The 13,954-nt window shown below is 73.5% G+C and carries 14 protein-coding genes; 6 read left to right on the top strand and 8 right to left on the bottom strand.

Going from position 1 to position 13,954, the window contains the following annotated elements:
- Positions 1–87: 87 nt before the first annotated feature.
- Positions 88–2,403 carry a phosphoketolase family protein gene (locus ABZT47_RS30220; RefSeq protein WP_354849467.1) on the top strand — a complete coding sequence of 772 codons (2,316 nt, stop codon included), beginning with the start codon at positions 88–90 and terminating at the stop codon, positions 2,401–2,403.
- Between the two features lie 157 nt (positions 2,404–2,560).
- On the opposite strand, the gene ABZT47_RS30215 is transcribed toward ABZT47_RS30220, so the two are convergent.
- The 3 genes from ABZT47_RS30215 to ABZT47_RS30205 all read right to left on the bottom strand — a co-directional run bounded on the left by ABZT47_RS30215 (position 2,561) and on the right by ABZT47_RS30205 (position 5,872).
- Positions 2,561–3,937, bottom strand: coding sequence for a HAMP domain-containing sensor histidine kinase (locus tag ABZT47_RS30215; RefSeq protein WP_354849464.1), 1,377 nt, complete (start codon positions 3,935–3,937; stop codon positions 2,561–2,563).
- 103 nt (positions 3,938–4,040) lie between these two features.
- A complete protein-coding gene (locus ABZT47_RS30210; protein ID WP_354849630.1) occupies positions 4,041–4,703 on the bottom strand; it encodes a response regulator transcription factor in 663 nt (220 codons plus the stop codon).
- The gene (locus ABZT47_RS30205; RefSeq protein ID WP_354849461.1) at positions 4,691–5,872 is read right to left on the bottom strand and encodes a histidine kinase; all 1,182 of its coding nucleotides are present in this window, start codon (positions 5,870–5,872) and stop codon (positions 4,691–4,693) included. The genes ABZT47_RS30210 and ABZT47_RS30205 overlap by 13 nt, the downstream gene beginning before the upstream one ends.
- A 214-nt stretch (positions 5,873–6,086) precedes the next feature.
- On the opposite strand from ABZT47_RS30205, the gene ABZT47_RS30200 reads away from it, so the two are divergent.
- Entirely contained in the window at positions 6,087–6,524 is a 438-nt protein-coding gene (locus tag ABZT47_RS30200) for a DUF6069 family protein (RefSeq protein WP_354849458.1), read from the top strand.
- A gap of 41 nt (positions 6,525–6,565) precedes the next feature.
- On the opposite strand, the gene map is transcribed toward ABZT47_RS30200, so the two are convergent.
- Positions 6,566–7,333 (bottom strand): type I methionyl aminopeptidase, encoded by a 768-nt coding sequence (gene map, locus ABZT47_RS30195; protein ID WP_354849455.1) that lies wholly within the window; start codon positions 7,331–7,333, stop codon positions 6,566–6,568.
- Between the two features lie 69 nt (positions 7,334–7,402).
- On the opposite strand from map, the gene ABZT47_RS30190 reads away from it, so the two are divergent.
- The 4 genes from ABZT47_RS30190 (at position 7,403) to ABZT47_RS30175 (ending at position 10,059) form a co-directional block, all read left to right on the top strand.
- Positions 7,403–7,681 carry a helix-turn-helix transcriptional regulator gene (locus tag ABZT47_RS30190; RefSeq protein WP_354849452.1) on the top strand — a complete coding sequence of 93 codons (279 nt, stop codon included), beginning with the start codon at positions 7,403–7,405 and terminating at the stop codon, positions 7,679–7,681.
- 160 nt (positions 7,682–7,841) lie between these two features.
- A complete protein-coding gene (locus ABZT47_RS30185) occupies positions 7,842–8,450 on the top strand; it encodes a dihydrofolate reductase family protein (protein ID WP_354849450.1) in 609 nt (202 codons plus the stop codon).
- A gap of 53 nt (positions 8,451–8,503) precedes the next feature.
- Complete coding sequence (locus tag ABZT47_RS30180; protein WP_354849447.1) at positions 8,504–8,827, top strand: YciI family protein; 324 nt, start codon at positions 8,504–8,506, stop codon at positions 8,825–8,827.
- Positions 8,824–10,059 (top strand): sigma-70 family RNA polymerase sigma factor, encoded by a 1,236-nt coding sequence (locus ABZT47_RS30175; RefSeq protein WP_354849445.1) that lies wholly within the window; start codon positions 8,824–8,826, stop codon positions 10,057–10,059. The genes ABZT47_RS30180 and ABZT47_RS30175 overlap by 4 nt, the downstream gene beginning before the upstream one ends.
- A 36-nt stretch (positions 10,060–10,095) precedes the next feature.
- Here the strand turns inward: ABZT47_RS30175 and ABZT47_RS30170 are convergent, their stop codons facing one another.
- The 4 genes from ABZT47_RS30170 to ABZT47_RS30155 form a co-directional block, all read right to left on the bottom strand.
- Positions 10,096–11,256: a cation:proton antiporter gene (locus ABZT47_RS30170; protein ID WP_354849442.1), complete on the bottom strand. Its 1,161-nt coding sequence runs from the start codon at positions 11,254–11,256 to the stop codon at positions 10,096–10,098.
- Positions 11,257–11,262: 6 nt separating this feature from the next.
- A complete protein-coding gene (locus tag ABZT47_RS30165) occupies positions 11,263–11,745 on the bottom strand; it encodes a cation:proton antiporter regulatory subunit (RefSeq protein ID WP_354849439.1) in 483 nt (160 codons plus the stop codon).
- Positions 11,746–11,949: 204 nt separating this feature from the next.
- A complete protein-coding gene (locus ABZT47_RS30160) occupies positions 11,950–13,329 on the bottom strand; it encodes a gluconate:H+ symporter (RefSeq protein ID WP_354849436.1) in 1,380 nt (459 codons plus the stop codon).
- Positions 13,326–13,928 carry a gluconokinase gene (locus ABZT47_RS30155; protein WP_354849433.1) on the bottom strand — a complete coding sequence of 201 codons (603 nt, stop codon included), beginning with the start codon at positions 13,926–13,928 and terminating at the stop codon, positions 13,326–13,328. Before ABZT47_RS30155 ends, ABZT47_RS30160 begins: the two co-directional genes overlap by 4 nt.
- Positions 13,929–13,954 lie beyond the last annotated feature (26 nt).

Below are 13,954 nucleotides of genomic sequence, written 5' to 3'. Positions count from 1 at the left end.
CGGTTCCGCGTGCCACGGCCGGGCGGCCCCCGGGAAAGGGACCAAGGTCTCTGGAATAGCCCGCCCGCAGCGGGAACGCTCGTATCCATGAACGAGCTTGAGCGAGTCGATGCTTTCTGGCGTGCCGCCAACTACCTGTCGGTCGGGCAGATCTATCTGCTGGACAACCCGTTGCTCGGCGAGCCGCTGCTGCCCGAGCACGTCAAACCCCGCCTGCTCGGCCACTGGGGCACCACCCCTGGACTGAACTTCGTCTTCGCCCACCTGAACCGGGTGATCACAGGGCGTGACCAGGACATGATCTACATCGCCGGTCCCGGGCACGGCGGCCCGGCCGCGGTCGCGCACGCCTGGCTGGAGGGCAGCTACTCGCAGGTCTACCCCGAGGTCTCCCAGGACCGGGACGGGATGCGCCGGCTGTTCCGCCAGTTCTCCTTCCCCGGCGGCATCCCGAGCCATGTGGCGCCCGAGACGCCCGGCTCCATCCACGAGGGTGGCGAGCTCGGCTACTCTCTGGCCCACGCTTACGGCGCCGCCTTCGACAATCCCGGCCTGGTGGTGGCGTGCGTCGTCGGCGACGGCGAGGCCGAGACGGGCCCGCTGGCCGCCAGCTGGCACTCCAACAAGTTCGTCAACCCGGCGCGGGACGGGGCGGTCCTGCCGATCCTGCACCTCAACGGCTACAAGATCGCCAATCCGACGGTGCTGTCGCGCATCCCCGAGCCGGAGCTGGTCAAGCTCATGGAGGGGTACGGCTACCGCCCGCACATCGTGGCCGGTGACGACCCGGCGGTCATGCACCGGCTCATGGCCGAGACGCTGGACACGGTGTTCGACCAGATCGCCGAGGTCAAGGCCGGCGGCGGCGGCCGCTGGCCCATGATCATCCTGCGCACGCCCAAAGGCTGGACCGGCCCCAAGCAGGTCGACGGGCTGCCGGTGGAGGGCACCTGGCGCGCCCACCAGGTGCCGCTGTCGGCGGTCCGCGACGACCCCGGCAAGCTGGCCGCGCTGGAGGAGTGGATGCGCTCCTACCACCCCGAGGAGCTGTTCGACGAGCGCGGCCGCCCGGTGGCCGAGGTGCTCGCCACGGTGCCCGAGGGGCCGCGCCGCATGAGCGCCAACCCCCACGCCAACGGCGGCGAGCTGCTCCAGCCGCTCAGACTGCCCGACTTCCGCGACTACGCCGTCGAGGTCAAGGCGCCGGCCACCGCGGCCAGCGAGCCGACGCGGGTGCTGGGCGCGCTGGTGCGCGACATCATCGCCGCCAACCCCGCCAACTTCCGCCTGCTCGGCCCCGACGAGGTGGCCTCCAACCGGCTGGGCGCGGCGTTCGAGGTGACCGGCCGGGTGTGGGAGGCCGAGCGGCTGCCCACCGACGAGCACCTGTCTCCCGAGGGCCGGGTGATGGAGGTGCTGAGCGAGCACCTGTGCCAGGGCTGGCTGGAGGGTTACCTGCTCACCGGCCGCCACGGGCTGTTCACCTCCTACGAGGCGTTCATCCACATCATCGACGCCATGTTCAACCAGCACGCCAAGTGGCTGGAGGCCTGCCGCAAGATCCCCTGGCGCAGGCCGGTCGCCTCGCTGAACTACCTGCTCAGCTCGCACGTCTGGCGCCAGGACCACAACGGCTTCAGCCACCAGGACCCCGGCTTCCTGGACGTGGTGGTCAACAAGAAGGCCACGGTGGTGCGCGTCTACCTGCCGCCGGACGCCAACACGCTGCTGTCGGTCGCCGACCACTGCCTGCGCTCACGCGACTACGTCAACGTCGTGGTCGCCGGCAAGCAGCCGGTGCTGGACCTGATGCCGATGGAGGAGGCGATCCTGCACTGCACCCGCGGCCTCGGCATCCTGCCGTGGGCCTCCACCGACCAGGGCGCCGAACCGGACGTGGTGCTGGCCTGCGCCGGGGACGTGCCGACCCTGGAGACGCTGGCCGCCGCCGACCTGCTGCGCCGCCACCTGCCCGACCTGAGGGTGCGGGTGGTGAACGTGGTGGACCTGATGCGGCTGCAGCCGGACACCGAGCACCCCCACGGCCTGACCGACACCGCCTACGACGCGCTGTTCACCGCCGACAAGCCGGTCATCTTCAACTTCCACGGCTACCCGTGGCTGATCCACCGGCTGACCTACCGGCGCCACGGGCACCCCCACCTGCACGTGCGCGGCTACAAGGAGGAGGGCACCACCACCACGCCCTTCGACATGGCGATGATGAACGACATCGACCGCTACCACCTGGTGATGGACGTCATCGACCGCGTCCCGGGCCTGTCGGAGCGCTGCGGCCACCTGCGGCAGGAGATGGCCGACGCCCGGACGCGGGCCCGCGCGCACACCCGCGAGTACGGCGAGGACCTGCCCGAGGTCCGCGACTGGAGCTGGCAGCACTGACCCCCGCAGGCCGCGCACGCCGCGCCCGTGCTCTTCCGCAGCACGGGCGCCGGGACGCTGGGGCGTGCGGCGCTGCGGCGCTGCGGGGCGTACGGGGCGTACGGGGCGTACGGGGCGTACGGGGCGTACGGGGCGTACGGGGCGTACGGGGCGCCGTTCAGCGGGGCGGTGCGGCGGCGGGCAGACGCAGGACCAGGCGGGCGCCGCGCGGGCTGTCCTCGATGGTCAGGGTGCCGCCGCTCATCTCGGCGATCTGCCGGGCGATGGGCAGGCCCAGGCCCGTGCCGCCCGGATCCCTGCGGCGGCCCTCGCTCAGGCGTACGAACCGCTGGAAGACGCTCTCGCGGCTGCCGGCCGGGATTCCCGCGCCGTCGTCCACCACCGAAAGCGTCGCCTCGCCGCCCTGCGAGCCCGGTCCGCCGCCACTTCGCGCCACCGTGACGGTGATCGTGGACTCGGCGTGCCGTTCGGCGTTGGTCAGCAGGTTGGACAGCAACCTGGTGAGCCGCAGCCGATCGCCCAGCACCACCACGCCGGGCCGAAGGTCGCAGTCGATCCGGATGGCCGAGGGGTGGCGGGCGCGCACCTCGCCGAGGACCAGTTCGGCCAGGTCGACCAGGTCGCGGGCGCCCTGCGTCGCGGCGTCCAGGCGGGCCAGAACCAGCAGGTCGGCGATGATGGCCTGCAGGCGGTCCAGGTTGCCCAGCAGGTTCTTGCCGGTGACCTCGTCGATGCCCTCTTCGGGCCCCATCATGGCCTCCTCCACCTGCACGCGCATGGCGGTGACGGGGCTGCGCAGGTCGTGGGAGACGTCGGAGGCGAACCGGCGCTGCCGCTCCAGCGCCTCCTGCAGCCGCTCCAGGGTGTGGTTGACGCTGTCGGCCAGGTCGCGGATCTGGTCGCGCTGCGGGGGCGAGGGCACCCTGCGGTCCAGGGACATGGCGTTGATCTCGTCGAGTTCGGCGCGGATGGCGTCCACCGGCTGCAGCGAGCCGCGGACGGTCCGGTAGGTGCCGTAGGTGATGAGCGTGGTGAAGACGACCACGCCGCCGGCCATGGTCATGGCCAGCTCGGAGTGGACCAAGGGCGGGACGGCGGGCGCGGCACTGTAGACGATCATGTCCTTGCCGTCGCGGTAGGCCTCCTGCGCGACCACGATGTCACACCCGTCGCGGGCGAGGCCGCGGTCGCAGATGATCTGCGTGGCCATGTTCCTGGCCCCTTCGGGGACGAAGGTCGCGATGCGCGGCGCGCCCTGCAGTTCCCGGCTCGCGGCGGCGATCCTGCCCTGTGGGTCCACGACCTGGATGTCGCGGATCTGGCTGTGGGCGATTGGGTTGTGCAGCTCGTGCCGTTCGACCTGGTAGACCACGCGCTCGGTCGCCGCGGCGACCTCCTCGGTGAGGTACTGGGTGGCCAGGCGGTGGATCGCGACCATCAGCACCGTGGCGCTCAGCACGCACAGCACCGCCGCCGCGACGCCGGCGAGAAGCGTCAGGCGCGTGGTGATCGGCCATTGGTGCAGCGGACGCATGGACGGCCCCGATGGACGCATGGACAGCCCTGATACCAGTCCAGCACATCGGCCGGGCGGCGCGGTCCGCCGGGTCGGCCCTACCGGGCGGCCCGCCGCGGGCTCAGGCCAGTCCGGCGTCGTGGGCGAGCAGCGCGATCTGGGTGCGGTTGTCCAGGCCGAGCTTGGCAAGGACGCTGGAGACGTGCGCCTTGACCGTGGCCACGCTCATCAGCAGCTCGGCGGCGATCTCGGCGTTGGCGCTTCCGCGCGCGACGGCCAGGACCACGTCCTGCTCACGGGGGCTCAGGGCGGCCAGCGCGGTACGGGCCCGCTGGTAGGCCCCGGCCTGGGTGGCCACTCGGTCCATGAGCCGCCGGGTGACGCGCGGCGACAGGATGGGCTCCCCGGCGGCGACCTGGAGCACGGCCTGGACGATCTGCGCGGGCGGGGTGTCCTTGAGCAGGAAGCCGCCGGCCCCGGCGCGCAGCGCGTGCAGGATGTTCTCGTCGGTGTCGAAGGTGGTCAGCACGATGACCTCCGGCGGGCGCGGGCGGCGGCGCAGCGCGCGGGTGGCGGCGATGCCGTCCACGTTCGGCATGCGCAGGTCCATCAGCACCACGTCGGGGGCGTGCGCGTCGGCGGCGGCCGGCACCTGCGCGCCGTCCGCGGCCTCGCCGACCACGGTGATGCCGTGGATGCCGTCGAGCATCATCGACAGCCCGGCGCGCACCAGCGCGTCGTCGTCGACGATCAGGACGCGCAGCGGGCGGGTCACGCCGGCCACGGCAGCCACGCGTGCAGCCGGAACTCCCCGCCGGCGGTGACCTGGTGGTCCAGCCGGCCGCCCGCCAGGTGCACCCGCTCGGTCAGCCCGACCAGCCCGGTGCCGGTGCCCGGCGTCAGCGGCGGTCCGGCCGCCCCGCGCGGCAGCGGGTTGCTGATGTCGATGACCAGCCGCTCGCCGGGCCGGCCCTCCAGGACCACCTGGACGGGGCGCCCGGTGGCGTGCTTGCGGGCGTTGGTCAGCCCTTCCTGGACGACCCGGTAGGCGGTGCGCGCGGTGGCGGCGGGCAGGGCGCCCGGCTCCTGCACCCCGTCGCGCACGCGCACCAGCTCGCCGGCGTCGCGGGACTCCTCCACCAGGCGGGGCACGTCGCCCAGCGCGGGCTGTGGTCGCCCGCCGGCGCCCTCCTGGCCGCCGTCGTCGTCCTCGCGCAGCAGGCCGATCACCTGGCGCAGCTCCTCCAGCGCCTGGTGGACCCCGGCGCGGACCACGCCGGCGGCGTGGGCGAGCCGCTCGGGTGGGGAGTCGGGCCGGTACTCGAGCGCCCCGGCGTAGGTGGCCAGCAGCGACAGCCGGTGGGCGAGCACGTCGTGCATCTCGCGGGCCACGCGGGTGCGCTCGAGCATGCGGGCTTCGGCCACCCGGCGGCCCTGCTCGGCCTCGGCGCGCGCCGCCCGCTCGCGCAGCGAGGCCACCAGCAGGGCACGCGCCCGGGCCGTGGCGCCCCAGCCGGTGAGGGCGCCGTAGGCGGCGGCGACCAGCACCAGCCACCACAGGTAGGAGATGCCGCCGCTCGGGCGCCACAGCCCTTGGACGGCGTGCGCGGCGATGCCGGCGGCGGCGACGGCGGCGGCCAGGGGGAACGGGCGCCGCCTGGCCACCTGCAGGGCGCTCAGCGTGGCCGGCGGGGTGGCCGCCGGTGACAGCGCCGCCAGCGCGGTGAGCACCGCCGCGCCGGCCACCGGCCGCCACAGCAGGACCGGCGACAGCGCCCAGCCGATCACCCCGGCGGTGAGGTCCAGCGCGGGCACCAGCGCCGCCGTGCCGGCGCGGGCCCAGATCGTCAGCGCCACCAGCGCGCCCATGGCCGCGAGCACCCCGGCCACCGCGGCGACCGCGGAGCGGCCGGAGAGGGCCTGCGGCCGGCAGTCGAACTCGTGCTGTTCCACCCGGCCAGGCTAACCGCGCCCACCCCGGCGGCGGCACCTACCAAAGTCGTAGCCGCCCCCCTGCCGCGGTGGTGGTCGCCGTGGCCGGGCGGCCGAGGCGGGAACAGGGCGCGGGCGGCCAGGCTGGCGTTCAGAACAACAGGCGGGCCGGCCGCGGCGCCCACCATCCGGTGGCGCGCGGGACGGCGGTCCGCCCGCCCGAGAGGGGACGCACGTGTCCACTCAGACCACCCCCGCCCGCGCCGGGTCCACGCGCGAAGGCCGTACGAGCGCCCGCCGGGCCCTGCTCAGCGTCGCCGGCGCCACCCTCACGGCCGTGGCGGCGTGGGCGCTGGCCGGCCCGGCGTCCGGCGTGGACCTCACCGTCCGCGCCGGGGACGCCGTCCAGCGGGTCGGGCCGGGCGCGGCGGCGGCGGCGGGCCTGGCGGCCGGGCTGGCCGCCTGGGCGCTGCTGGCGGTGCTGGAACGGTTCACCGCGCGGCCGCGCCTGGTCTTCACCGTCGTCGCGGTGGCCGTGCTGCTGCTGTCGCTGGCCGGGCCGCTCGGCCAGGCCGTCGGCGTGGCGAGCACGCTGCGGCTGATCGGCGTGCACCTGGCCGTCGGCGCCGCCGTGATCTGCGGCCTGGCCTGGCGGCGGCGCGGACGGGCCTGAGCCCGCCCCGGCCGCGGGGGCCGCGGCGCGGCGCCCCTGGGTCAAAGGAGGGTGAGGATGCGCGGGCCCTGGTCGGTGACGGCGACGGTGTGCTCGATGTGCGCCGCGCGGCTGCCGTCCAGGGTGCGCAGGGTCCACCCGTCGGAGGCGGTGCGGTAGGCGTCGCGCCCGCCGGCCATGAGCATGGGCTCGATGGCCAGGGCCAGCCCGTGGCGCAGGGGATAGCCGCGGCCGGGACGCCCCCGGTTGGGCACGTGGGGGTCCTCGTGCATGCGCCGGCCGATGCCGTGTCCGCCGAAGTCGGCGGGCATGCCGCAGCCGGCCGCGCCGGCGACGGCGCCGATGGCGTGGGAGATGTCGCCGACGCGGTTGCCCGGGACGGCCGCGGCGATGCCGGCCGCCAGGGCCCGCCCGGTGGCCTCGATCAGCCGCAGGTCGGCCGGGCGCGGGGTGCCGACGGTGAAGCTGATCGCGGCGTCGCCGGTCCAGCCGTCCAGTTCGGCGCCGCAGTCGATGCTGACCAGGTCGCCGTCGCGCAGACGGTAACCGGTGGGGATGCCGTGCACGAGCGCGTCGTTGACCGAGGTGCAGATGACGGCGGGGAACGGCGTGGGCGCGAAGGAGGGACGGTATCCGAGGAACGGCGAGCGGGCCCCGGCCTCCTCCAGCACCGCGCGCGCCGCCTGGTCCAGCTCCCGCAGGGACACCCCGACGGCCGCCGCCTCGCGGACGGCGGCCAGCGCGCGGGCCACCACGCGCCCGGCCTCCCGCATCCCGTCCAGGTCCTTGTCGCTTTTGATCTCGACCATCCCTACCGCTCCCGTGTCGCGGGCGCCCCGATGCGCGCCAATACTTATACCGGTATTAGTATCACGGTCATGGTGAGGACTCCTTTGGCCCCCTGGGAACGGCGGCGCGGAGAGCGGTTCGGCGCTCTGCTGCGCCGGGCCCGCGGCGAGCGCAGCATGGTCGAGGTCGCCGCGGCGGCCGGGGTGTCGGCCGAGACGCTCCGCAAGATCGAGACCGGCCGGGCGCCGACCCCGGCGTTCTTCACCGTGGTCGCCCTGGCCACCGCCCTTGGGGTGTCGCTGGACGAGCTGGCCGCCGCCTGCGCCGAGCAGGAGGCCGCCGGCGACGGCCGCGCCCTGTCGGCCTGACCCTGTCGCCTTGGGCGACCGGCGTCCGGCGTCCGGCGTCCGGCGTCCGGGAAGTTGCTCGAAGAAAGTCCGGGAGGCGGTGTCGGATCGGGGCGGTGGTGTTCGTGGCACAGGTGAGGCCACCCGCAAGGGGCGGCGCCAAGGCGAAGGAACCGCGACCATGAAGCTGACGACCGTGACCCAGATCACCATCGATGGAGTGACGCAGGGAAACGGCGGCGCGTCGGATGAGGATCGCAGGAACGGATTCGAGCTCGGCGGATGGGCCCGGGGGGCGGGTGACGACGACACCAGGACGTTCATCACGCAGACCTACCAGCGCGCCGAGGCGTTCCTGTTCGGCCGGCGCACCTACGAGTTGTTCACCTCCTGGGAATCGATCGGCCGGACGCGCGCACATCCCATCGGCGTGGCCTTGAACCAGGCCCCCAAGTACGTCGCCTCGACCACGCTCACCGCGCCGCGTTGGGCCAACACGACCGTTCTACGCGGTGACCTCGCGGCGGCCATCGGTGAGCTGAAGGCCAAGCCCGGGGGCGAGCTGCAGGTGCACGGCAGTGGCATCCTGACCCGGTGGTTGCTGGAGAACGACCTGGTCGACGAGATGATCTTGATCGTGGTCCCCGTGATCCTCGGCCAGGGCGCGAGACTGTTCCCGATGACCGGTCCGGATCTCGCGCTCGACCTCCTGGAGTCGCGGGTCGACTCGGGGGGCGTGACCATTCAGATCTACCGGCCGGCCGGGCGCCCGCGGTATGCGACGACCTGAAGTCCCTGACCGCCGGACCACGCCGTCTTGACACCACAGGAGATGATCTGCAGATGCGATACCTGGTTTCCGTGATCGACGACAAGAGCGATCCCGGCAGCACCGACAGGCAGCCCGCCATCAGCGCGTTCAACGAGCGACTGATCGCCGAGGGCTACTGGGTCTTCTCGGGCGGACTCGCGGACCCGGGCGCGGCCACGGTCGTCGACAACCGCGACGAGCAGGCGGTGTTCAGCGACGGGCCTTTCCTGGAGTCCAAGGAGTACCTCGCCGGCGTGTGGGTGTGGGAGGCCCCCGATCTGGATGTGGCACTCAAGCTCGCCGCCGAAGCCTCGAAGGTCTGCGATCGCAAACTCGAGGTGCGACCGTTCCAGTGAGCGACGTGGAGAAGGCGATCACCCGGGCCCACCACGACGAATGGGCGCGGGTGGTGGCCTCCCTGACCAGGCGCTTCGGTGACCTCGACATCGCCGAGGAGGCGGCGGCCGAGGCGTTCACGACCGCCGTCGAGCGGTGGCGGGCCGACGGGCCTCCCCCCAACCCGGGCGCGTGGCTGACCACCACCGCCAACCGCAAGGCCATCGACCGGATCCGGCGGGAGAGCAAACGCGACGACAAGCACAAGGAGGCTCAGATGCTGCACGACGACATCCCAGCCGAGCCGCTTGGCGCCATCGACGACGACCGGCTCCGGCTGATCTTCATCTGCTGTCATCCGGCGCTGGCGGTGGAAGCGCGCGTGGCGTTGACGCTGCGCATGGTCGGCGGTCTGACCGTGCCCGAGATCGCCCGTGCCTTCCTGGTGCGGCCGGCCACCATGGAACAGCGCATCACCCGCGCCAAGGCCAAGATCAAGGCGGCCGGCATCCCCTACCGGATGCCGGCCGCCGACGATCTGCCGGCGCGTGTCTCCGGCGTCCTGGCCGTGCTGTTCCTGGTGTTCAACGAGGGCTACCTGGCCAGCGGCCCTGACACCGATCCGGTACGACACGATTTGACCTGCGAGGCGATCCGGCTCACCCGCCTGATCCGCGCGCTGCTGCCGCAGGACGGAGAAGTGGCCGGGCTGCTGGCGCTGATGCTGCTCACCGAGGCGCGCCGCCCCGCCCGGATCTCGGCCGGCGGCGAACTGGTCGCCCTCCACGAGCAGGACCGCGGGGCCTGGGACGCGGCGCTGATCGCCGAGGGTCACCGGCTGGTGCGTGAGCGCCTCCTCGCCGCCGCCGCGGGGGCGGCTCCGGGTCGCTACCAGATCCTCGCGGCGATCAACGCCGTGCACACCTCCGCCCGTGACATCCGCGACACCGACTGGTCGCAGGTCCTGGCCCTCTACGATCAGCTCGTCCGCCTCGACCCCTCGCCGATCATCGCACTCAACCGGGCCATCGCCGTGGCCGAGCTCGACGGGCCGGAGGTGGCGCTGGCCATCGTCGACCGCCTCGCCGAGGCGCTGGCCGGCTATCACGCCTACCACGCCACCCGCGCCGACCTGCTGCGCCGGCTGGGCCGAAGTCGGCACTCACGCGCGGCCTACGACCGGGCCATCGAGCTGGCCGGCAACACCGGCGAGATCGCCTACCTCACCCGCCGCCGCGCCCAACTTCGGTAGCCCCGCGCAGGAGAACCCGCGCGCGGCGGCAGGTGTTCAGGCGGCGCGGCGGGCGATGGCGCTGATGAGGGGCTGCAGCAGGCGCGCGGCCAGCGGGCCGAAGGCCGCCAGGATGAGCACGTACCCGGCCGCCAGCGGCCCGAGGTCGCGGTGGGCGCCGGCCGCCACCGCAAGGCCGGCGATGACGATGTTGAACTCCCCGCGCGGGATCAGCGCGATCCCGGCCCGGGCCTGCCCGGCCCTGGCGACGCCGGCCCGCCGGGCGGCGTAGGCGCCGGTGGCCAGCTTGGTGGCCATGCTGACCACGGCCAGCAGGGCCGCCAGCCCGGCCATCGGCCAGATCGCCGCCGGGTTGGTCTGCAGCCCGAAGAACACGAAGAACACCGCGGCGAACAGGTCGCGCAGCGGGATCAGCAGCGCCCGGGCCTCGTGGGCCAGCTCGCCCGACAGCGCGATGCCGACCAGGAACGCCCCGACCGCCGCCGACACCTGGAGCTGCTGGGCGACGCCGGCGACCAGCAGCGCCAGGCCCATCACCTTCAGCAGCAGCACCTCGGAGTTGGGGCTGGCGACGAAGGTCTCGATGAGACGGCCGAAGCGCAGGGCCACCAGCAGCACCACCCCGGCCGTGCCCAGGGCGATCGCCACGGTGACCGCGCCGGCGGCCAGGCTCACCCCGGCCAGGATGGCGGTCAGCACCGGCAGGTACAACGCCATCGTCAGATCCTCGAACACCAGCAGCGACAGCACCACGGGGGTCTCCCGGTTGCCGATCCAGCCGAGGTCGGACAGCACTTTGGCGGTGATGCCCGAGGAGGTGGCGTAGGTGACCCCGGCCATCGCCACGGCCGCCACCGGGCCCCAGCCCAGCAGCAGCGCGACCACCGCGCCCGGCGCGGCGTTGAGCACCAGGTCGAACAGCCCGCCGCGGGCGTTGCCGCGCAGGCTGGCCATCAGCTCGTCGGCGTTGTACTCAAGGCCGAGGGTGAGCAGCAGCAGGACCACGCCGATCTCGGCGCCGACGGCGATGAAGTCCTCGCTGGTGGCCAGGGGCAGGATGCCGCCCTGGCCGAACGCCAGCCCGGCCAGCAGGTACAGCGGAATGGGGGAGATGCCGGCGCGCAGCGCCAGGGCGCCGAGCACGCCGAGGACAAGTACGGTGCCGCCGAGTTCGATGAAAAGGCTCGCGGTGTGCACGCCGGCCTATCCGCCGGCGAGGATGTCGGCGACGGCGGCGGTGCTCTCCAGGTCTCCGACGACGACCACCACGTCGCCGCCGGCGAGCGGGAAGTCGGGGGTGGGACTGGTGTGCACCTGCCCGCCCCGCACGACCGCCACGATGGAGGCGCCGGTGCGGGAGCGCACGCGCGCCTGTCCCATCGGCCGTCCCGCGTAGGGGGAGTCCTCGGCCAGGGGAAGCTGGACGCTGACCAGCCCTTCGACCTCGCGGTGCAGGGCGTTGAGCCGCTGGACGATGCGCGGGGCGCCGAGCAGCTCGACCAGGGCGTCGGCCTCCTCGTCGTTGAGCTGGATGGCCTCACACGCCCGGTCGGGGTCGTGCCGGTCGTAGATGACCAGATCCCGGCGGCCGCTGCGGTGGGACACCACCGCGATCCTGCGGCCGTGCTGGGTGGTGAACTCGTGTTTGAGCCCTATCCCCGGGAGTGCGGTCTGCTCGATCTCCACCGGCTCCTCGCCCCTATCAGCCGTCCGTCACCTGACTACGCTTCGCCCCTCTACGAACAGGACGAATGTTCATAAAAGGAGGCGAACGCCTGTGAGGCTAGCAGGTGCCGGGCCCACCCGAGCGGCGCTCGCCGCACCCGCGGCGCCCGGGCACCACGGCCACCGGCCCCCTCGCCGCGGACGCGGGGGTCGGCGGCGCCGCGGTCACACGACCAGGTCCAGGGCCAGCACCAGCAGCAGGCCGACCACCGAGATCACCGTCTCCATCGCCGACCAGGTCTTGAGGTTCTGGCCGACGCTCAGCCCGAAGTACTCCTTCACCAGCCAGAATCCGGCGTCGTTGACGTGGGAGAAGAACAGCGACCCCGCGCCGATCGCCAGCACCAGCAGCGAGGTCTGCCCGGGACCCAGCGTGGTGACCAGCGGGGCCAGGATGCCCGAGGCGGTGACGGTCGCCACCGTCGCCGACCCGGTGGCAAGGCGGATCAGCACCGCGACCAGCCAGGCCAGCAGCAGCACCGAAAGGCCGCTGTGCTGCACCCAGTCGGCCACCAGTTTGCCGATGCCGGTGTCGACCAGCGTCTGCTTGAACCCGCCGCCGGCCGCGACGATGAGCAGGATGCCGGCGATCGGCGGCAGCGAGGCCTCCAGCGACGCGGTGATCGCCTTGCGGTCCATCGCGCCGCCGCGTCCCAGCGTGAAGATCGCCACGATGACCGCGATGAGCAGCGCGACCAGCGGCGTGCCCAGGAAGTCCAGCGCGGTGCGCACCGCGGTGCCCTTGGCGGCCAGCAGGTCGGCGACGGCCTTGCCCATCATCAGCACCACCGGCAGCAGCACGGTGGCCACGGTCACCCCGAACGAGGGCCGCCGCGCGGACGGCTCCTGCTCGCGCGCGTCGTACAGCTCAGGCGCCGGCACCTGCACCCAGCGGGAGGCGTAGCGAGCGAACAGCGGGCCGGCGATGGCCACGGTGGGCAGCGCGACCAGCACGCCGAGGCCCAGGGTCAGGCCGAGGTCGGCTTTGAGCGCGTCGATGGCGACCAGCGGCCCCGGGTGCGGCGGCACCAGGCCGTGCATGACCGACAGTCCGGCAAGGGCCGGGATGCCGACCCTGATCAGCGGCAGGCCCGAGCGGCGCGACACCAGAAAGATCACCGGCATCAGCAGCACGAGCCCGATCTCGAAGAACATCGGCAGGCCGATGATGGCGCCCACCGCCGCCATCGCCCAGGGCAGGGTGCGGGGGCTGGAGCGGCCGACGATGGTGTCGACGATCTCGTCGGCGCCGCCGGAGTCGGCCAGCAGCCGGCCGAACATCGCCCCCAGCGCGATCAGCGTGCCGACGCCGGCCGCCGTGCTGCCGAAGCCGTCGGTGAAGCTGGTGATCACATCCGACATGGCGAGGCCGGCGACGGCGCCGACGACCAGGGAGCCGATGGTCAGGCTGAGGAACGGGTGCAGCTTGAAGCGCGTGATCAGCAGCACGATCACGGCGATGCCGATCAGCGCGGCCGGCAGCAGGCGTCCGGCCGGCACCGCGGCGCCGCCGGCGGGGGCCAGCGCGAGCAGTGTGGCGTTCATGACCGTTCTCCGCGGCCCGCGGCACCACCGGGGTCGGCGGGCGGTGGCGCGCCGCCGGGGGAGGCGGCGGCGAGGTAGTCCTCCACGAGCCGGTCGACGTCGTGGGTCAGGTCGAGCACGACACCGTGCTCGTCGGGCCGCAGCGGCTCCAGGGTCGCGAACTGGGAGGCGACCAGGGAGGCGGGCATGAAGTGCCCGGGCCGCCCGGCCACCCGCCGGCTCACGACCTGCTGGTCTCCGGCCAGGTGGACGAAGCAGACCTGCGGCGCCGATTCGCGAAGCACGTCACGGTAGGAGCGCTTGAGCGCCGAGCAGCTCACCACGCCGCCGCCGGCGGCGTGCGCGGCCAGCCAGGCGCCGATCGCGCGCAGCCATGGCAGCCGGTCGTCGTCGTCCAACGGGATGCCCGCCGACATCTTGGCGATGCTGGCGGGGCTGTGGAAGTCGTCGGCGTCGGCGAACGGCACCCGCAGGCGCTGGGCCAGCGCGGCGCCGACGGTCGTCTTACCCGAGCCGGTGACCCCCATGACGACCAGCAGCGGCGGGGTTTGCGCCGCGGGGCCGGGGGAAGTCGGGGGCGGAGGATCTGTGGGGTTCATGACGGGCCTCTCGAACGGGCTGTCGC

The organism is Sphaerisporangium sp. NPDC005289 (assembly GCF_040607455.1).
GTDB lineage: Bacteria > Actinomycetota > Actinomycetes > Streptosporangiales > Streptosporangiaceae > Sphaerisporangium > Sphaerisporangium rhizosphaerae.
Note: the sequence above shows the minus strand (reverse complement) of the source record. Positions and strands in the feature narration are given on the sequence as shown.